Origin of the sequence: Leifsonia shinshuensis (genome assembly GCF_014217625.1) — a bacterium.
Classification (GTDB): domain Bacteria; phylum Actinomycetota; class Actinomycetes; order Actinomycetales; family Microbacteriaceae; genus Leifsonia; species Leifsonia shinshuensis_A.
Genome location: NZ_CP043641.1, coordinates 58196 through 76067, shown reverse-complemented (window position 1 = coordinate 76067; position 17872 = coordinate 58196). Strand labels below are relative to the sequence as shown.

At 71.4% G+C, this 17872-nt stretch carries 18 protein-coding genes and 1 pseudogene; 13 read left to right on the top strand and 6 right to left on the bottom strand.

What is annotated here, in order from left to right:
• Nucleotides 1-28: 28 nt before the first annotated feature.
• On the top strand, nt 29-526 hold the full coding sequence (locus F1C12_RS00380; RefSeq protein WP_185276919.1) for a DUF427 domain-containing protein: 498 nt from the start codon (nt 29-31) through the stop codon (nt 524-526).
• A 13-nt stretch (nt 527-539) separates the two neighbouring features.
• Here the strand turns inward: F1C12_RS00380 and ychF are convergent, their stop codons facing one another.
• Nucleotides 540-1613, bottom strand: a complete 1074-nt coding sequence (gene ychF, locus F1C12_RS00375) for a redox-regulated ATPase YchF (protein ID WP_185276918.1) — start codon at nt 1611-1613, stop codon at nt 540-542.
• A 43-nt stretch (nt 1614-1656) separates the two neighbouring features.
• Nucleotides 1657-2400: a class I SAM-dependent methyltransferase gene (locus tag F1C12_RS00370; RefSeq protein WP_185276917.1), complete on the bottom strand. Its 744-nt coding sequence runs from the start codon at nt 2398-2400 to the stop codon at nt 1657-1659.
• Between the two features lie 94 nt (nt 2401-2494).
• On the opposite strand from F1C12_RS00370, the gene F1C12_RS00365 reads away from it, so the two are divergent.
• The 3 genes from F1C12_RS00365 to rmuC all read left to right on the top strand — a co-directional run bounded on the left by F1C12_RS00365 (nt 2495) and on the right by rmuC (nt 6200).
• Nucleotides 2495-3076 (top strand): exonuclease domain-containing protein, encoded by a 582-nt coding sequence (locus F1C12_RS00365; RefSeq protein WP_185276916.1) that lies wholly within the window; start codon nt 2495-2497, stop codon nt 3074-3076.
• Nucleotides 3077-3229: 153 nt separating this feature from the next.
• Nucleotides 3230-4666 carry a sugar porter family MFS transporter gene (locus F1C12_RS00360; protein WP_185276915.1) on the top strand — a complete coding sequence of 479 codons (1437 nt, stop codon included), beginning with the start codon at nt 3230-3232 and terminating at the stop codon, nt 4664-4666.
• Nucleotides 4667-4763: 97 nt separating this feature from the next.
• Complete coding sequence (gene rmuC, locus F1C12_RS00355) at nt 4764-6200, top strand: DNA recombination protein RmuC (protein ID WP_185276914.1); 1437 nt, start codon at nt 4764-4766, stop codon at nt 6198-6200.
• Nucleotides 6201-6499: 299 nt separating this feature from the next.
• On the opposite strand, the gene glpX is transcribed toward rmuC, so the two are convergent.
• Complete coding sequence (gene glpX, locus F1C12_RS00350) at nt 6500-7501, bottom strand: class II fructose-bisphosphatase (protein ID WP_185276913.1); 1002 nt, start codon at nt 7499-7501, stop codon at nt 6500-6502.
• Between the two features lie 157 nt (nt 7502-7658).
• On the opposite strand from glpX, the gene fbaA reads away from it, so the two are divergent.
• Both fbaA and F1C12_RS00340 read left to right on the top strand, forming a co-directional pair.
• A complete protein-coding gene (gene fbaA, locus F1C12_RS00345; protein ID WP_185276912.1) occupies nt 7659-8687 on the top strand; it encodes a class II fructose-bisphosphate aldolase in 1029 nt (342 codons plus the stop codon).
• Nucleotides 8688-8709: 22 nt separating this feature from the next.
• Entirely contained in the window at nt 8710-9495 is a 786-nt protein-coding gene (locus F1C12_RS00340; RefSeq protein ID WP_185276911.1) for a DUF6264 family protein, read from the top strand.
• A 3-nt stretch (nt 9496-9498) separates the two neighbouring features.
• On the opposite strand, the gene F1C12_RS00335 is transcribed toward F1C12_RS00340, so the two are convergent.
• A complete protein-coding gene (locus tag F1C12_RS00335; RefSeq protein WP_185276910.1) occupies nt 9499-10359 on the bottom strand; it encodes an SDR family oxidoreductase in 861 nt (286 codons plus the stop codon).
• 95 nt (nt 10360-10454) lie between these two features.
• Between F1C12_RS00335 and F1C12_RS22625 the strand changes: the two are divergent.
• Nucleotides 10455-10826 (top strand): annotated as a pseudogene (locus F1C12_RS22625) (winged helix-turn-helix transcriptional regulator); the annotation flags it as partial.
• Nucleotides 10809-11642 (top strand): PP2C family protein-serine/threonine phosphatase, encoded by an 834-nt coding sequence (locus F1C12_RS00330; protein ID WP_258046275.1) that lies wholly within the window; start codon nt 10809-10811, stop codon nt 11640-11642. The pseudogene F1C12_RS22625 and the gene F1C12_RS00330, both read left to right, overlap by 18 nt.
• A gap of 19 nt (nt 11643-11661) precedes the next feature.
• Here F1C12_RS00330 and F1C12_RS00325 read toward each other — a convergent pair whose 3' ends face one another.
• Nucleotides 11662-12711, bottom strand: coding sequence for a 4-hydroxy-3-methylbut-2-enyl diphosphate reductase (locus F1C12_RS00325; RefSeq protein ID WP_185278695.1), 1050 nt, complete (start codon nt 12709-12711; stop codon nt 11662-11664).
• 112 nt (nt 12712-12823) lie between these two features.
• Here F1C12_RS00325 and xseA point away from each other — a divergent pair, with 112 nt between their 5' ends.
• The 5 genes from xseA (at nt 12824) to F1C12_RS00300 (ending at nt 17149) form a co-directional block, all read left to right on the top strand.
• On the top strand, nt 12824-14062 hold the full coding sequence (gene xseA / locus F1C12_RS00320) for an exodeoxyribonuclease VII large subunit (protein ID WP_185278696.1): 1239 nt from the start codon (nt 12824-12826) through the stop codon (nt 14060-14062).
• Nucleotides 14063-14087: 25 nt separating this feature from the next.
• Nucleotides 14088-14357 (top strand): exodeoxyribonuclease VII small subunit, encoded by a 270-nt coding sequence (locus F1C12_RS00315; protein ID WP_185276909.1) that lies wholly within the window; start codon nt 14088-14090, stop codon nt 14355-14357.
• Nucleotides 14354-15043 (top strand): DUF4245 domain-containing protein, encoded by a 690-nt coding sequence (locus F1C12_RS00310; RefSeq protein WP_185276908.1) that lies wholly within the window; start codon nt 14354-14356, stop codon nt 15041-15043. Before F1C12_RS00315 ends, F1C12_RS00310 begins: the two co-directional genes overlap by 4 nt.
• Nucleotides 15043-15711 (top strand): carbonic anhydrase, encoded by a 669-nt coding sequence (locus F1C12_RS00305; RefSeq protein ID WP_185276907.1) that lies wholly within the window; start codon nt 15043-15045, stop codon nt 15709-15711. The genes F1C12_RS00310 and F1C12_RS00305 overlap by 1 nt, the downstream gene beginning before the upstream one ends.
• A 79-nt stretch (nt 15712-15790) precedes the next feature.
• On the top strand, nt 15791-17149 hold the full coding sequence (locus F1C12_RS00300) for a class II fumarate hydratase (RefSeq protein ID WP_258046274.1): 1359 nt from the start codon (nt 15791-15793) through the stop codon (nt 17147-17149).
• Nucleotides 17150-17228: 79 nt separating this feature from the next.
• Here the strand turns inward: F1C12_RS00300 and F1C12_RS00295 are convergent, their stop codons facing one another.
• Nucleotides 17229-17786 carry a prepilin peptidase gene (locus tag F1C12_RS00295; protein ID WP_185276905.1) on the bottom strand — a complete coding sequence of 186 codons (558 nt, stop codon included), beginning with the start codon at nt 17784-17786 and terminating at the stop codon, nt 17229-17231.
• Between the last annotated feature and the right edge of the window lie 86 nt (nt 17787-17872).

The window sequence follows — 17872 nt, the reverse complement described above, 5'->3', positions numbered from 1 at the left end:
TGAAGCACCGCGGACGTAGAGTGAACAGGTGCCCCGACCGCGCCCCGAGATCCCAGGACCGGGACAGGAGTCCGTGTGGGACTACCCGAGGCCGCCACGCATCGAGCGCGTCACCGCGCCTGTCACGATCCGTCTGGGCGGGCAGCTCATCGTGGAGACCCGAGACGTCGTCCGGGTGCTCGAGACCAGCCACCCGCCGGTCTACTACATCCCGATAGCGGACTTCGCACCCGGCGCGCTGGTCGACGCGGACGGTTCGTCGTTCTGCGAGTTCAAGGGCACTGCGCGATACCTCGACGTGCGCGGCGGAGGCGAGGTGCGGTCCGCATCCGCGTGGAACTACCCGCAGCCGTCACCCGGGTTCGAGCCGCTCCGAGACCGCGTCGCCGTCTACGCGCAGCAGATGGACGAGTGCACGGTCGACGGGGAGGTCGTGACGCCGCAGCCCGGAGGGTTCTACGGCGGGTGGATCACGAGCGGCGTGGTGGGGCCGTTCAAGGGGGTGCCGGGGTCACTGGGGTGGTGAACGGCGGGGAGGGCTAGACGTTGAAGCGGAACTCCACAACATCCCCATCCTGCATCACATACTCCTTCCCCTCCATGCGCGCCTTCCCGCGCGCACGCGCCTCCGCGACGCTGCCGGCGTCGACGAGGTCGTCGAAGGAGATGACTTCGGCCTTGATGAAGCCCTTCTCGAAGTCGGTGTGGATGACGCCGGCCGCCTGGGGGGCCTTCCAGCCCTTGTGGATCGTCCAGGCGCGGGACTCCTTCGGGCCCGCCGTCAGGTAGGTCTGCAGGCCCAGGGTGTCGAAGCCGATGCGGGCGAGCTGGTCGAGGCCGCTCTCCGTCTGGCCGGTGGAGGCCAGGAGTTCCGCGGCGTCGGCGGCGTCGAGGTCGATCAGCTCGGACTCCAGCTTGGCGTCCAGGAAGACCGCCTGCGCGGGGGCGACCAGCGCGGCCAGCTCGGCTCGGCGCGACTCGTTGGTCAGCACGTCCTCGTCCACGTTGAACACGTAGATGAACGGTTTCGCGGTCAGGAGCCCTAGCTCGCGGATCGGCTCCAGGTCGATCGTCGACGCCGACAGCGGCTTGCCGTCGTTCAGGAACGCGATCGCCTCGCGGGCCGTCTCCAGCACCACCGGCTCCAGCTTGCGGCCCTTGACCTCCTTCTCGTAGCGCTGCTCCGCCTTCTCCAGGGTCTGCAGGTCCGCGAGGATGAGCTCGGTGTTGATGGTCTCCATGTCGCCTGCGGCGTCCACCTTGCCGGCCACGTGCACCACGTCCGGGTCCGAGAAGCCGCGGACGACCTGCGCGATCGCGTCGGCCTCGCGGATGTTCGCGAGGAACTTGTTGCCCAGGCCCTCGCCCTCGCTCGCGCCCTTCACGATGCCGGCGATGTCGAGGAACGACACCGGCGCCGGGAGGATGCGCTCGCTGCTGAACAGCTCGGCCAGCTTCTCCAGCCGCGGGTCGGGGAGGTTGACGACGCCGACGTTCGGCTCGATGGTCGCGAACGGGTAGTTCGCCGCGAGGGCGTCGTTCTTGGTCAGCGCGTTGAAAAGGGTCGACTTGCCGACGTTGGGGAGTCCGACGATACCGATAGTGAGAGCCACGGTCGTCCATTCTACGGGCGGGAGCGGCGACCGGCCGCCGACCTCACCCCAGCGTCGCCCGGTAGCACCGTGTGACGTACGGCAGCTCGATCCGCTCCGTCCCTGCCAGCTCCGGATGCTCGGCGTGGAGCCGGCGCAGCGACGCGATCACCGCCGCCTGGGCGTCCGGGTCCTTGGTGATGAAGTAGCTGCGCGAGCGCGCCAGGTCCAGGAGGCCGTCCAGCGTGAGCGCCTGAACCCAGTGCACGTCGTGACGCTCCAGCTCGCCGAACGGCGCGCCCACCGCCGGCTCCCCCTCCTCGCCGAAGTGCGCCTCCCCCGCGCCCATCAGCTCGCCGAGCTCGCGCACCCAGTCCACGCTCTCGTCGCGGTCGTTCCAGACCAGCCCGATCCTGCCGCCCGGCCGGAGCACGCGCGCGACCTCCGGGACGGCGCGCTCCCGGTCCACCCAGTGCCAGGCCTGCGCGGCGACGACGAGTCCGGCGCTGGAGTCGGGGACCGGGATGCTCTCGCCCGCCCCGCTGCGGGCGTCCGCCTCCGGGACGCGGGAGGCCAGCACACCGAGCATCTGCGGCGACGGGTCGACGGCGATCACGTCGAAACCGCTCCCGACCAGGGCCTGCGTCAGCTTTCCGGTGCCTGCACCGAGGTCGATGACCGGGCCGGTCACGCCCTCCGTGAGCCAGGCGACCGCGTCCGCCGGATAGTCCGGCCGCGCCGCGTCGTACACTTCCGCCGCCCGGTCGAACGCCCGCGCGTGCGCCTCCCGCTCCCGTCGCTCCCGCATACCTGCGACCCTACTCCGGGCCGTCCGGGGTATTTTCAGCCCTCGGCGGCGTGGGCGACCGGGCGAGGTCGGTGGGCCGTGCGAGCATTCGGGCGTGCCACTGGACTTCACCGCCATCGACTTCGAGACCGCGAACTCCTCGGCGGCGTCCGCCTGTTCGGTCGGGCTGGTGAAGGTGCGCGACGGTCGCGTGGTCGACCGGGCGAGCTGGTTCATCCGGCCCCCGCTCGGGCACGACCTGTTCCAGGAGTGGAACGTCCGCATCCACGGCATCCAGCCGGAGGACGTCGCCGGCGCCGCGGGCTGGGTCGACCAGCTCGCCGACCTGGTGGAGTTCGCGGAGGACGACCACCTGGTCGCCCACAACGCCGGCTTCGACATGGGCGTCATCCGCGCCGCGTGCGCCGCCACGTTCGTCTCCTGCCCGGAGTACCGCTACCTGTGCAGCCTCCAGGTCGCCCGCCGCACCTACCACCTGGAGTCGTACCGCCTCCCGGTCGCGGCGATGGCGGCCGGCTTCGAGGACTTCCACCACCACGACGCCCTCGCCGACGCGGAGGCCTGCGCGGCCATCGTCGTGCACGCCGCGCGCCGCCACGACGCGGCGACGATCGACGACCTGTCCGCGCTGACCGGCGCGCGCATCGGGCGGATCGGGATCCCGGCCGCGGCGTAGCCCGCTCCGAAGCGCACCTCGCCGCCATCCCGGTGGCGCGGTTTTTCGGAGCGCCCAGCGATCCGGCATAAAAGCACCAAGAATGAAAGCATTGCAACTTCTCGCGTCACGTTCTAATGTCCAGACATAGCAACAAGACGCGAAGGAGCGACCATGACCGCATCCCCTCTCCCGGAGGCCGCCACCACGGCGATCGCCGGCACGGCCTCACCCCACCCCGACGACCCACGCGCCCGCCGCTTCCTCCGCCGGGTCGCCATCCTCGCCACCTTCGGCGGCCTCCTGTTCGGCTACGACACCGGCGTCATCAGCGGCGCCCTGCCGTTCATGCAGTTCGAGGACCGGCCGCTCACCCCGCTCGAAGAGGGCACTGTGGTGTCGTCGCTCCTCTTCGGCGCGGCACTCGGCTCCTTCCTCTGCGGGCGGATCGCCGATCGCCGCGGGCGCCGGGGCCTCATCGGCGCCCTTGCCGTCGTGTTCTTCCTCGCCGCGGTCGTGTGCGCCTTCGCGCCGACCATCGGCGTGATGATCGCCGCGCGCTTCGCGCTCGGCCTCGCGGTCGGCGGCGCCTCCGTCGTGGTCCCGATGTACCTGGCGGAGCTCGCCCCCGCCGCCCGCCGCGGCCGCATCGTCACGACGAACGAGCTGATGATCGTGTCCGGCCAGCTCGCGGCGTTCGTCGTGAACGCCTTGCTCGCCGCCGTCGTCCCCGAGCACGCTGCCGTCTGGCGCTGGATGCTCGTGGTCGCCTCGCTGCCCGCCGTCGTGCTGTTCTTCGGCATGCTCGTCGTCCCGGAGAGCCCGCGCTGGCTCATCCTGCACGGCCGGTTCGCGGAGGGGCTCGCCGTCCTCCGCCGCATCCGCACCGAACACCATGCCGAGCGGGAGGCCGAGGAGATCCGCCGCCACGAGGAGCGCGCCGTGCGCACGCCGCTCCTGACGGAGCTGGCCGTCCCGTGGATCCGCCGCGTGTTCGTCATCGGCCTCCGGATCGCGATGGTGCAGCAGCTCACCGGCGTGAACTCGATCATGTACTACGGCGTCCAGATCCTGCAGAAGTCCGGCTTCGACCAGCAGGGCGCGCTCATCGGCCAGATCGCCAACGGCGTCATCTCGGTGCTCGCCACGTTCGTCGGCATCGCACTGCTCGGCCGGATGGGCCGGCGTCCGCTGCTGATCACCGGCCTGATCGGGACGACGACCTCGCTGCTGCTCGTCGGCGGCGCGTCCGCCCTGCTCGCCGGCACACCTGCCCTGCCGTTCGTGGTGCTGTCGCTGACCGTGACGTTCCTCGCGTTCCAGCAGGGCGCGGTCTCGCCGGTGACCTGGCTGATGCTCGCGGAGATCTTCCCCGCCCGCATCCGCGGCGCCGCGTTCGGGCTCGCCGCGCTCATCCTGTGGCTGACGAACGTCCTGGTCGGGTTCCTGTTCCCTCAGCTGGTGGACGGCATCGGAATCTCGCCGACGTTCTTCCTGTTCGCCGTCGTGGGCGTCGGAGCGGTCGTGTTCGTCGAGCGCTGCCTGCCCGAGACGCGCGGGCGCAGCCTGGAGACGCTGGAGGCCGAGCTGCGGGAGCGGTTCGCCCGCTGATCCGCCACGCGGCACACCGGGGCGGGGCGGGGACGATTTCCCGCCCCGCCCTCCGTCGTTCGCGGCCGTTGTCGGCGGCCCCTGCGACACTGAGGCCATGGACACTCCCGCTCTCCTCCTCGGCCTCCTGCTCGGTCTCCTCATCGGAGCGGCCGGCGCGGGATTCGCCGTCGCGCGACTGCTCCGGAGCCGCGAGGCCGCGGCCCCCGCGGTGGAGGACCCGGCGATCGTCGCCGCCCGGCACGAGCGGGAGCTGCTCGAGGTGCGCGCGCAGGAGGCGGCCGCGCAGGCGGCGCTCCGTACGGAGCTCGCCGCCGCCGACACCCGGGTCGACTCGCTGCAGGAGCAGCTGCTCGGGGCCCGCGAGCAGCTGCAGCGGGTCGAGGAGCGGCACCGCGCGGAGGCGCTCGCGCAGACCGAGCGCGAACGTGCCGAGAGCAAGGTGCTCCAGGCGCTGGCGCCCGTGCGCGAGAGCCTGAGCGACATGCAGCGCAAGGTGATCGAGCTCGAGACCCAGCGCAACCAGCAGCACGGCCAGCTCGCGCAGCAGCTCCGGTCGGCGGCCGAGTCGGAAGAGCGGCTGCGCAGCACCGCCGAGTCGCTGGCGTCGGCGCTGCGCTCCAACAGCACGCGCGGCGTCTGGGGCGAGACCCAGCTCCGCAGCGTCGTGGAGGCCGCCGGCCTGATCGAGCGGGTGGACTTCGACGTGCAGTCCAGCATCCACTCGGAGTCCGGCGCCGGGCGTCCCGACATGATCATCCGGCTCCCCGGCGGCAAGAGCATCGCACTCGACGCCAAGGTGCCGTTCAACGCCTACCTCGAGGCCAGCCAGATCCCCGCGACCGCCACCGGCACCGAAGGCGCGCAGCGCGAGGCCCTGCTGAAGCAGCACGTGAAGGCCGTGCGCGACCACATCACGACGCTGGGCGGCAAGGCGTACTGGACGGGGCTGGAGTCCTCCCCCGAGCTGGTCATCGCGTTCATCCCGAGCGAGTCGCTCGTGTCGTCCGCGATGGAGGCCGACCCGTCGATCATGGAGTTCGCGTTCGGCAAACGGGTGGCCCTGGCCTCCCCGGTGACCCTGTGGTCGGTGCTGAAGACCGTCGCGTTCAGCTGGCAGCAGGACGTCCTGACCCAGGAGGCCAAGCAGCTCTTCGACCTCAGCCGCACCCTCTACAGCCGGCTGGGCACGACCGCGGGCCACATCGAGAAGCTCGGTCGGTCGATCGAGCGCACGGTGAAGGACTACAACGGCTTCGTCGGCTCCTTCGAGCGTCAGGTCTTCCCGGCTGCGCGCAAGCTCGGCGCGCTCGACGAGTCCAAGGTGATCGGCGTCCTGGAGGGCATCGAGGAGGCGCCGAGGGAACTCACGGCGTTCGAGCTCGTAGAGGAGCTGGACGCGCAGGCCGAGGCGCGGCTCCGCGTCGAAGCGCCCGCAGCCGAACACGCCCGCGACATGCACGGCATCGACAAGCTGGCGCTCGAGGAGCGGGCCCGCGCCGCTGACCGCGACGAGGACTCCGGCGCCGCCTGACGCGCCGCCCACCTCCACATTCGTCACGAATGTCGCCATAACGCGACGCAATCACGACATTCGGCACGAATGTCGCAACGGCCCCGCGCCGACATTCGGCGCGAAAGTCGCAACGGCCCCAGGCCAACATTCGGCACGAATGTCGCAATAGCAACGCGCAAACGCCACATTCGTCACGAATGTGCGAAGCGGCAGCGCGGACATTCGGCACGAATGTGCGAAGCGGCAGCGGACATTCGGCACGAATGTGGCGAAAGCAGCGCGCGAACGCGACATTCGGCACGAATGTCGCGTGCGCGTTACAGCTCGTCGGCCGACAGCCACTTCTCCGCGAGGTGGTCTGCCACCACGCGGCGGATGGTGCCCGACTTCGAGCGCAGCACGATCGACTCGGTGCGGATGATCGGGCCCTTGCGGCGCACGCCCTCCACGAGGCCGCCGTCGGTGACACCGGTGGCGACGAAGAAGGTGTTGTCGCCCTTCACCAGGTCGTCGGCGCCGTAGACCTTGTCCATGTCGAGGCCCGCCGCGATCCCCTGGGCGCGCTCCGCGTCGTCCTTCGGCGCCAGCCGGCCCTGCATGAAGCCGCCGATCGCCTTGATCGCGCAGGCGGTCGTGATGCCCTCCGGGCTGCCGCCGATGCCGACGCACAGGTCGATGCGCGACTCGTAGCGTGCCGCGTTGATGCCGCCGGCCACGTCGCCGTCGAGCATGAGGCGCGTCCCGGCACCCGCCGCGCGGATCTCCTCGATGAGGCCCTCGTGACGCGGCCGGTCCAGCACGGCCACCCGGATCTCGCCCACCGGCTTGCCCTTGGCCTTCGCCAGCTCGCGGATGTTGTCGCCGATGGGCTGCGACAGGTCGACGACCCCGCGGCCCTCCGGACCGGTGACGATCTTGTCCATGTAGAAGACGCTGGAGGCGTCCAGCATCGTTCCGCGGTCGGACACCGCGATGACCGACAGCGCGTTCTGGCGGCCGGCGGCGGTCAGCGAGGTGCCGTCGATCGGGTCGACCGCGATGTCGCAGGCCGGTCCGCGGCCGTTGCCGACGTGCTCGCCGTTGAACAGCATCGGGGCGTTGTCCTTCTCGCCCTCGCCGATCACGATCAGACCGTCGAAGTTCACCGTGCCGAGGAACTTGCGCATCGCGTCGACGGCCGCGCCGTCCGCCGCGTTCTTGTCGCCGCGGCCGATCCACGGGGTGGCCCGGATCGCCGCCGCCTCGGTCGCACGCACCAGCTCCATGGCCAGGTTCCGGTCGGGGTGAAGGAAGAGTGACGCGGTGTCGGTGCTGGGCATGATGGGTCCTCCCGGACGAATCGATCGAGCCGCCGGACGACGGCGAAGCCAGTGTATCGAGGGGAGGTCGCCGGTATCGAGGGGAGGACGCCGGGGGCACGGCAGCCGTCTCGGTATGATGAGTCCCGTTCGACACCCCGATTCCCAAGGAGCCGCAATGCCCATCGCCACGCCGGACCAGTACGCAGAGATGCTCGACAAGGCGAAGGCAGGCGGGTTCGCGTATCCCGCGTTCAACGTCTCGTCGTCGCAGACGATCAACTCCGTGCTCCAGGGCCTCACCGAGGCGGGCAGCGACGGCATCATCCAGGTGACCACCGGCGGCGCCGACTACTTCGCCGGCCAGACCGTCAAGGCCCGCGCCACCGGCGCGCTCGCCTTCGCCAAGTTCGCGACCGAGGTCGCCAAGAACTACCCGATCACGGTCGCACTGCACACGGACCACTGCCCGAAGGGCGCCCTCGACGACTTCGTGCTGCCGCTCATCGCCGCCTCCGAGGAGGAGGTCCGCGCCGGCCGCAACCCGATCTTCCAGTCGCACATGTGGGACGGCTCGGCGGTCCCGCTGGACGAGAACCTCGAGATCGCGCAGGAGATGATCAAGCGCACGAAGGCCATCAACGCCATCCTCGAAGTCGAGATCGGCGTCGTCGGCGGCGAGGAGGACGGCGTGCGTCACGAGGGCTCCAACGACGCCCTCTACACGACGCTTGCCGACGTCGAGAAGGCCGTCGAGGCCCTGGGCCTCGGCGAGAACGGCCGCTACATGGCCGCGCTCACCTTCGGAAACGTGCACGGCGTCTACAAGCCGGGCAACGTCAAGCTGCGCCCGGAGCTCCTCAAGGAGATCCAGGACGGCCTCGCGGCGAAGTACGGCACCGGCCCGAAGCCGCTCGACCTCGTCTTCCACGGCGGCTCCGGCTCGACCGACGCCGAGATCGCCGAGGCGGTCCGCAACGGCGTCGTGAAGATGAACATCGACACGGACACCCAGTACGCGTTCACCCGCTCGATCGCGGGCTACATGTTCGACAACTACGACGGCGTCCTCAAGGTCGACGGCGAGGTGGGCAACAAGAAGGCCTACGACCCGCGCGCCTGGGGCAAGGTCGCCGAGACCGCGATGGCCGCCCGCGTCGTGGAGGCCACGCAGCAGCTCGGCAGCGCCGGTCACTCCGGCAAGTAGTCCGCGCACGTAGGCTGGGGGGATGAGCGAGCACGACCCGGAGAAGGCGCCGGACGAACGACCGCGCCCGAAATACGGCGAGCTCGCCCCTCCCGGCTGGGTGTGGAAGCCTCCGCAGGACGCGGACCGGCTGGACACCACGCACCACAGCCCCGCAGCGTCGGAGGTCGAGCAGCCTCCCGCGCCGCCGCAGCAGCCCGGGCTCTGGGGCGGGCAGCACGGCGGCGGGCAGCAGGGCGGCGGGCAGCAGGGTGGCGGGCCGCACAACGGCGACCAGCACGGTTTCGGCCGCCCCGGCGGCCCGCAGGGCCACGACGCCTATGGCCGTCCGTACTCGCAGAGCCCCCAGCTGCGCGCCGACGCTCCACGCTGGAACATCACGACGACCATCGTGCTGCTCGTCGTCGGCTTCTTCGGGATGTCGTACACGATCGGCACCCTGCAGAGCCTCCCCTCGGTGATGCAGCTCATGCACACCTCGCTGAACCTCGGCAAGTACGTCCAGGACCCGTCCGTCGCCCCGCTGATCACCGTGGGGACGATCGCCATGGCGGGCATCTGGGCGGTCTCGCTCGGGCTCTCGATCTGGCTGCTCGTGCAGAAGCGGCTGGCGTTCTACGTCCCGCTCGTCGCCGGGATCGTGGCGTTCGTGACGCTCTTCGTTATCCTGGGCCTGATTTTCTCCACGGACCCGGTGCTGCTCGACTACTACAACGGGATCGCCCCCGCGACCCCGGGCCCGACGACGCCGGCGCCGAGCTCGCCGCCCCCGACGAGCCCGGCGCCGACGCCCGGGACTTCGGCCTGAGCCTCAGGCCGCGCGCGACTCCGCAAGCCCCGCGGCGAGCGGCGTCGTCGGCCGGCCGATCAGCTCGCTGAGCGTCCCGGTCGCGTCCGCGAGCGCTCCGTCGCGGATGTTGCCGTCGAGCGCGACCACGAAGCCCGCGGTCCCCTCGTCCAGTCCGGCCTCGCGCAGCGCGGCCCCGTGCTCGTCCGGCGTCACCGACCGGTAGGCGACCGGGCGGCCCAGCAGCTCGCCGATCGCCGCAGCCAGGTCGTCGAACGTCCACGCGACGTCGCCCGCCAGCTCGTAGACCGCGCCGTCGTGGCCGTCGGTCGTGAGCACGACGGCGGCGGCCTCCGCATAGTCCTTGCGCGAGGCGCTGGCGACCCGTCCGGTCGCCGCGCTGCCGACCAGCTCGCCGGTCGCGGCCGCGATGTCGACCTGACCGGTGTAGTTCTCGGTGTACCAGTTGTTGCGCAGCACGGTCACCGGGAGGCCGGAGGCCGCCAGAAGCCGCTCGGTCTCCGCGTGCTCCGGCGCGAGCACCAGGTCGGTGTCGTCGGCGTGCGGGGCGCTCGTGTAGACCAGGCGGCCGACGCCCGCGCGCACGGCGGCGTCGATGGCGTTGCGGTGCTGCGGGATGCGCTGGCCGACCTCCGACCCGGAGACGAGCAGGAGGGCGTCGGCTCCGGCGAACGCCGCGTCCAGGGTCTCCGGCTTCTCGAAGTCGATCACGGCGGTCTGCACGCCGCGCGCGGCGAGCGGGGCGAGGCGCTCGGCGCTGCGCCCGAGGGCACGGATGTCGGCGGCGGGGACGCCACGGTCGAGGAGGGCGTCCACGGTGAGGCGTCCGAGGTGTCCGGTGGCTCCGGTGACGACGATGGTCATGGGTGTGTTTCCTTTCGGTCGGTCGTGGTTCGCAACCGGCGTCTCACGCGAAAACTTCCCTGTCGGAGGTACCCACTTTTCGGTAAGTTACTGACGTGGACACCAGATTCGAGTCGTTCGAAGCCCTCGGCTTCACCGATGGCGTGCTCCCCTCGGAGTGCCCCTCGCGCATCGTCCTCAACCACGTCACCAGCACGTGGGGCGTGCTCGTGCTGGTCGCGCTCGCCCGCAGCGACCTGCGCTGGGGCGAGCTGCGCCGCACCGTGCAGGGCATCAGCGAGAAGATGCTCGCCCAGACCCTCCGCACCCTGGAGAAGGACGGCTTCGTCCTCCGCACCGCCCAGCCCACCGTGCCCCCGCGCGTCGACTACAGCCTCACCACACGCGGCCGCCAGGTCACGGAGCACCTGCTCCCCCTGATGGGCTGGATCGCGGACAACGCCGACGACATCCTCTCCGGCGCGCCGCCCGCACCTCCCGCTCCGCTCGGCTTCGAGACCGGGCAGAGCTCGGTCAGCGGCGACTACCGCGAGGGCAACGAGGACTCCCTCTACGCCTCGTCCTGGTCGGCGTTCGTCGCGGACGGCGTCGGCGGGCACGCGGCCGGCGAGATCGCGTCGGCCACGGTCTCGATCCGGCTCGCCTCGATGCTGGACGCGACCGAGGGCCGCATCCCCGGCGAGGAGCGGCTGCGCGAGCTGGTGGCGATCGCGAACTCCGACCTCGCCCTGCGCGTCCGCATGGACCCGGCGCTGTCCGGGATGGCGACGACGCTGGTCGGGCTGTTCTCCGACGGCGAGCGCATCGCCGTCGCGCACACCGGCGACTCCCGCGCCTACCGTCTCCGCGACGGCGGCCTCGCCCAGATCACCGAGGACGACTCCCTCGTGCGCGAGCTGCTCGCGCGGGGAGCGATCGGCGAGGGCGACGTCTCCTCGCATCCCCTGCGCTCGGTGGTCACACACGTGCTGGGCGGGGATCCGGAGGACGCGGCCGCGCTGCACGTCGCCACCGAACCGGCGCGCCGCGGCGACCGCTGGCTGCTGACGAGCGACGGGCTGACCGACTACGTGCCGATCCTCGACGTCGCCGAGACGCTGGCGGCGGCGGAGACGCCCCAGGAGGCCGCCGACGCGCTGGTCGCGCTGGCGCTCCTGCACCAGGCGCGCGACAACGTCTCGGTGGTCGTGGCGGACGTGGTGGAGCTGGCGGAGACGCCCGAGTACCGTCCGGCGTTCGGCGGGTCCGCCGCAGCGGACCCGGCGTCGGCGCGGACGTTCTAGCCCGCGGACCGACTGGGCGTCAGCTCCCCGACCGGCCGCCCAGCGCCCGCGCGTCCTGCTTGCCGCTGATGTCCTTGCGGAGCTCCTTCGGCAGCGAGAACATCAGGTCCTCCTCCGCCGTCTTGACCTCCTGCACCTCCGCGTAGCCCGCGCCGGAGAGGTCGGCCAGCACCTCCTGCACCAGCACCTCCGGCACCGAGGCGCCGCTCGTCACACCGACCGTCGCCACGCCCTCCAGCCACTCCTGGCGGATCTCGCTGGCGTAGTCGACGCGGTAGGCGGCCTTCGCGCCGTACTCGAGCGCGACCTCCACGAGGCGCACCGAGTTGGAGGAGTTGGCCGAGCCGACCACGATCACCAGGTCCGCATCCTCTGCGACCTTCTTGATCGCGACCTGGCGGTTCTGCGTCGCGTAGCAGATGTCGTCGCTCGGCGGGTCCTGGAGGTTCGGGAAGCGCTCGCGGAGCCGGCGGACCGTCTCCATCGTCTCGTCCACCGACAGTGTGGTCTGCGACAGCCACACCACCTTGTCCGGGTCCTTCACCTCGATGCGGTCGACATCCTCCGGACCGTTCACGAGCGTCACGTGCTCGGGAGCCTCGCCCGCGGTGCCCTCGACCTCCTCGTGGCCTTCGTGGCCGATCAGCAGGATCTCGAAGTCGTCGCGGGCGAACCGGACGGCCTCGCGGTGCACCTTGGTGACCAGCGGGCAGGTGGCGTCGATGGCGAGGAGTCCGCGGTCGGCCGCGGCGTTCACGACCGCCGGCGAGACGCCGTGCGCCGAGAAGACGACGTGCGCGCCCGTGGGGACCTCGTCCACCTCGTCGACGAAGATCGCGCCCTGCTGCTCCAGCTCGGACACCACGTGCACGTTGTGGACGATCTGCTTGCGCACGTAGACCGGCGCGCCGTAGTGCTCGAGCGCCTTCTCGACCGCCACGACGGCGCGGTCGACGCCTGCGCAGTAGCCGCGCGGGGCCGCCAGCAGCACGCGCTTGTGTCCCTGGACCGGGATATCCTGAAGCCGCCCACGCTCGCCGGCCTCCCGCTTGACGGGGATCCGGGGCATGGGGAGGCTGATGGTCGCATCGCTCACCCCTCGATCGTACGCGGTGGGCGCTGATCAACGGATGGGAGGCCGGGTGGCACAGGTCGCACAAGGGACATCGGGCACGCCGACGATGAATCCAGGACCGCCGACCCTCGACGCCCCGTGGCCGGTCGCGCTGCTCGCCGACCGCATCCGGGGCTGGATCGACCGGCTCGGCACCGCGTGGGTCGAGGGCGAGATCACGCAGTGGGGCGTCTCCGGCGGCAACGTCTACGGCAAGCTGAAGGACCTCCGCGAGGACGCGACGATCAGCTTCAGCATCTGGTCCTCGGTCAAGGCGCGCATCCCCGCCGACCTCAAGCAGGGCGACCGGGTGATCGCCGCGGTGAAGCCCAACTACTGGGTCAAGGGCGGCAGCCTCACCATGCAGGTGAGCGACATGCGGCACGTGGGTCTCGGCGACCTCCTGGAGCGGCTGGAACGGCTGCGCGCCCAGCTGACGGCGGAGGGGCTGTTCGCGGCCGAGCGCAAGAAGCGGCTGCCGTTCCTCCCCCACACGATCGGGCTGGTGACCGGCAAGGACTCCGATGCCGAGAAGGATGTGCTGCGCAACGCGCAGCTGCGCTGGCCGGCGGTGCGGTTCCGCGTCGTGCACGCGGCCGTGCAGGGCGACCGGACCGTCCCGGAGGTCGTGTCCGCCATCCGCACCCTCGACGCCGATCCCGAGGTGGAGGTCATCATCGTGGCCCGCGGCGGCGGCGACTTCCAGAACCTGCTGGGTTTCAGCGACGAGCGCGTGGTGCGCGCCGCCGCGGAGGCCGCGACCCCGATCGTGAGCGCCATCGGCCACGAGGCCGACCGGCCGCTGCTGGACGACGTCGCCGACCTGCGCGCGTCGACGCCGACCGACGCGGCCAAGCGGGTCGTACCGGACGTCGCGGAGGAGCTGGCGCGCGTGCAGCAGGCCCGCACGCGCATCGGCACACGCCTCACGCACATGATCACGCACGAGATCGACCGGATCGGGCACCTCCGCACCCGGCCGGTGCTGGCCTCCTCGACCTGGATCGTGGACTCCCGCTCGCAGGAGCTCACCCGCTACGTCGCCCGCGGCGTGGAGCTGGTGGAGCGCCGGACGGAGCGCGAGGGCACCCGCATCGCCGAGCTGCGCGGTCAGCTCCGCGCGCTCTCCCCGCAGGCGACGCTCGACCGCGGCTACGCGATCGTGCAGAACGACGCCGGGCACGTGGTGACCGCGCCGGCGGAGGCGCCCTCGGGCGCCGCGCTGCGCGTGACGGTGGCGGGAGGGGCGTTCGCCGCGACCGCGGGCGACCCGGTCCCCTCGCCGGCCGCCCAGCGAGACGAATAAGCGGCCGCCCAGCCAGACAAATAGAATGGACACCATGCCCACCCCGGAGATCAGCGCGCTCAGCTACGAGGAGGCGCGGGACGAGCTCGTCCGCGTCGTCACCGAGCTGGAGCAGGGCTCGACGACTCTGGAGGAGTCCATCGCCCTGTGGGAGCGCGGCGAAGAGCTCGCCCGGCACTGCGAGGAGTGGCTGATCGGCGCGAAGGCGCGGCTCGACGCGGCCCGCGCCGGCGCCACGGCGGGCGCGAGCGCTGCCGCAGGGGCGGGCGCACGGAGCGTGTCAGACACCGAATGAGTCCCACGTCCCGCACCAACCGAGGGGCCAAGCCTCCCGCCGTCGTCGCCGAGCTCGGCCGCCCGGAGACGCCGGAGGAGACTGCCGCCCGCAAGGCGCAGAACTCCGCCAACCACCGCAACCGGCAGACGGTCAACAACCTCGTCTACTCGCTGATCGCGACGGTCGCGCTGGTCGCCGTCATCGTGCTGATCGTGCCACGCGGCAACCCGACGTCGTCGGCTCCCCCCGTCGACTACGCCGCGGTCGCCCAGCAGGCGCAGGGCAGCGAGCCCGACCGGCTCGTGGTGCCGAAGCTCCCCTCCGGCTGGACGTCGAACAGCGCCGAGCTGCGCACCAAGACCTCCGACAACGTCGACGCCTGGTACATCGGGCTGCTCACGCCCAAGGGCCAGTACATCGGCATCACGCAGGGCTTCGACGCGAACGACAGCTGGGTCGCCGACCAGGTGAACCGCACCCGCATCGCCGGCACCCGGAACATCGACGGCGTGAAATGGGACGTCTACGACAATCGCGCGGCCGGCTCCGACGCCGGAAACGTGAAGTACGCCCTCGTCACGACCGCGGGCACGAGCACCATCGTGGTGTTCGGCACCGCGGAGGACTCGGAGTTCACGACAGTCGCCTCGTCCCTCACCGACCAGCTCCACTCCCTCGGCTCACCCACCCCAGGAGGAAAGTAATGCCAACGACCCGTCCCGGCCGCGTATGGAACGAACTGCTCGAAGGCAACGAGCGCTTCGTCTCGGGAGCTCCCGAGCACCCCCGTCAGGACGTCGAGCGCCGCGAGACCGTCGCGCAGGGCCAGAACCCGGTCGCCGCGATCTTCGGCTGCGCCGACTCCCGGCTCGCGGCCGAGATCATCTTCGACCTCGGCCTCGGCGACGCCTTCGTGGTCCGCAACGCCGGGCAGGTCGCCTCCGACTCCGCGATCGCCTCGCTGGAGTACGCCGTCGCGGTGCTGAACGTGCCGCTCATCCTCGTGCTCGGCCACGACGCCTGCGGCGCGGTCGCGTCCGCCATCTCCTCCCAGGCCGACGGCGCCGACCCGCTGCCGCCGCACATCGCGCAGCTCATCGCCCCGATCGTCCCCGCGGTGCACCGGGTCGCTGGCACCGCACCGGGCCAGGCCGTCGTGCCCGCCGAGGTCGACGCGTCCGAGGTCGGCCGCCTGCACCTGCGCGACACCGTCGCAGAGCTTCTCGCGCGATCGGAGATCATCAGCGACGCCGTCGCCGCCAATCTCCTTGCCATCGTCGGAGCGAACTACGTGCTCCAGGAAGGTCGGGTCGTCCCCGACGCCGTCGTCGGACTGGCCGAACCGGCCGCCGACCCAACACCCGGGCGCTGACGCGCTCGGGCCCAGAAAGGAAGAACACACCGTGGTGGACACGCAGGCGGGCACCGAGTACCGCATCGAGCACGACACGATGGGCGAGGTGCGGGTCCCCGCAGCCGCCCTGTACGGCGCGCAGACGCAGCGCGCCGTCGAGAACTTCCCGATCTCGGGCTCGGTTCTCGAGCCGGCTCAGATCGCCGCGCTCGCCCGCATCAAGAAGTCGGCGGCGCTCGCGAACGCGCGCCTCGGCGTCCTGGACGCGGACGTGGCCGAGGCCATCGCCGCCGCCGCAGACGACGTGGTCTCCGGCGCGCACAACGGGGACTTCCCGATCGACGTCTACCAGACGGGCTCGGGCACCTCCTCGAACATGAACATGAACGAGGTGCTGGCGACGCTCGCCTCGCGCCGCCTGGGCCGCCCGGTGCACCCGAACGACCAGGTCAACGCGTCGCAGTCGTCCAACGACGTCTTCCCGACGTCGGTGCACATCGCCGTGACCGGCGCGCTCATCGACGACCTGATCCCGGCGCTCGACCATCTCGCGGTCGCGCTGGAGGAGAAGGCGGAGCTCTGGGCGACCGCGGTCAAGTCGGGCCGCACGCACCTCATGGACGCCACCCCGGTCACGCTCGGCCAGGAGTTCGGCGGCTACGCCGCGCAGATCCGCTACGGCATCGAGCGCGTGCAGGCCGCGCTGACCCGCGTCGCGGAGGTCCCGCTCGGCGGCACGGCCGTCGGCACCGGCATCAACACCCCGATCGGCTTCCCGCAGCTCGTGATCGAGCTGCTGACCGCCGAGACGGAGCTGCCGATCACCGAGGCGCGCAACCACTTCGAGGCCCAGGCCAACCGCGACGCCCTGGTGGAGGCCTCCGGCGCGCTCCGCACGATCGCCGTCAGCCTGACCAAGATCTGCAACGACCTGCGCTGGATGGGCTCCGGCCCGAACACCGGCCTCGGCGAGCTGCACATCCCCGACCTGCAGCCGGGCTCCTCGATCATGCCGGGCAAGGTCAACCCGGTCATCCCGGAGGCCGTGCTGATGGTCGCCGCCCGTGTCGTCGGCAACGACGCCACCATCGCGTGGAGCGGTGCGTCCGGCCTGTTCGAGCTGAACGTCGCCATCCCGGTCATGGGCACGGCGCTGCTGGAGTCGATCCGCCTGCTCACCCAGGCCAGCCGGGTGCTCGCGGACAAGACCATAACGGGCCTGGAGGCCAACCTCGACCGCGCCCGCGCGTTCGCGGAGTCGAGCCCGTCGATCGTGACGCCGCTCAACCGGGTGATCGGCTACGAGGCCGCCGCCAAGGTCGCCAAGCACGCCGTCGCCCAGGGCATGACGGTCCGGGAGGCCGTGATCGACCTCGGTTTCGTCGAGCGCGGCGAGATCACCGAGGAGCAGCTGGACTCGGCACTCGACGTGCTGAGCATGACCCACCCGGGCTGAGCCGCAACCGCACGGCAGCCGTTCGATCGAGGCGCCCCTCCCGTACGCCGGGAGGGGCGCCTCGCCGTTCCGGCGAGGTTCACCCCAGCAGTACGAACCCCCAGAACACCCCCAGCAGCACAGGACCGAACGGCAGCTCCGCGCGCAGCCCCCGCCCCACGACTCTCCGCGGGAGCACCACCGACGCCACCACGGCCCCGGCTGCCAGCGAAACGACCGCCCAGCACCCGACGACCGCCACGACCTCTCCCAGCGGCGGCCCCCGCTCCGCCACCACGGCGGCCAGCGCTGCGGCCAGCACGGCCGCGAGCTTCACGTCGCCCATCCCGAGCCCGCCGCCGGACGCCAGCACGACGAACCCGACGAGCGTCCCGACACCGCACACGAGCGCGGCGCCCACCACCAGCCAGCCACCGAAGCCGAGCGCGCTCCACACCGCACCCACGGCCACGAACGCGGCGCCCGGCAGCACCAGCGCGTCCGGCAGCCGCAGCTCGCGCAGATCGTGCTGGACGAGCGCCGCCGTCACGACCGCGAGATAGAGCGCTCCGATCGCGGCCGGCCCGACGCCACCTGCCCCCAGCAGGGCGACGCACAGGCCGGCCGCGACAACGATCCGGATCGTCTTCTCTTCCATGCCGTCACGCTAGGTGCGGTGGCATGGCCTCCTCACGATTCCACAGAAAATACGAGAATCCCGAAATTCTCCCCAGCGGGCGGCGC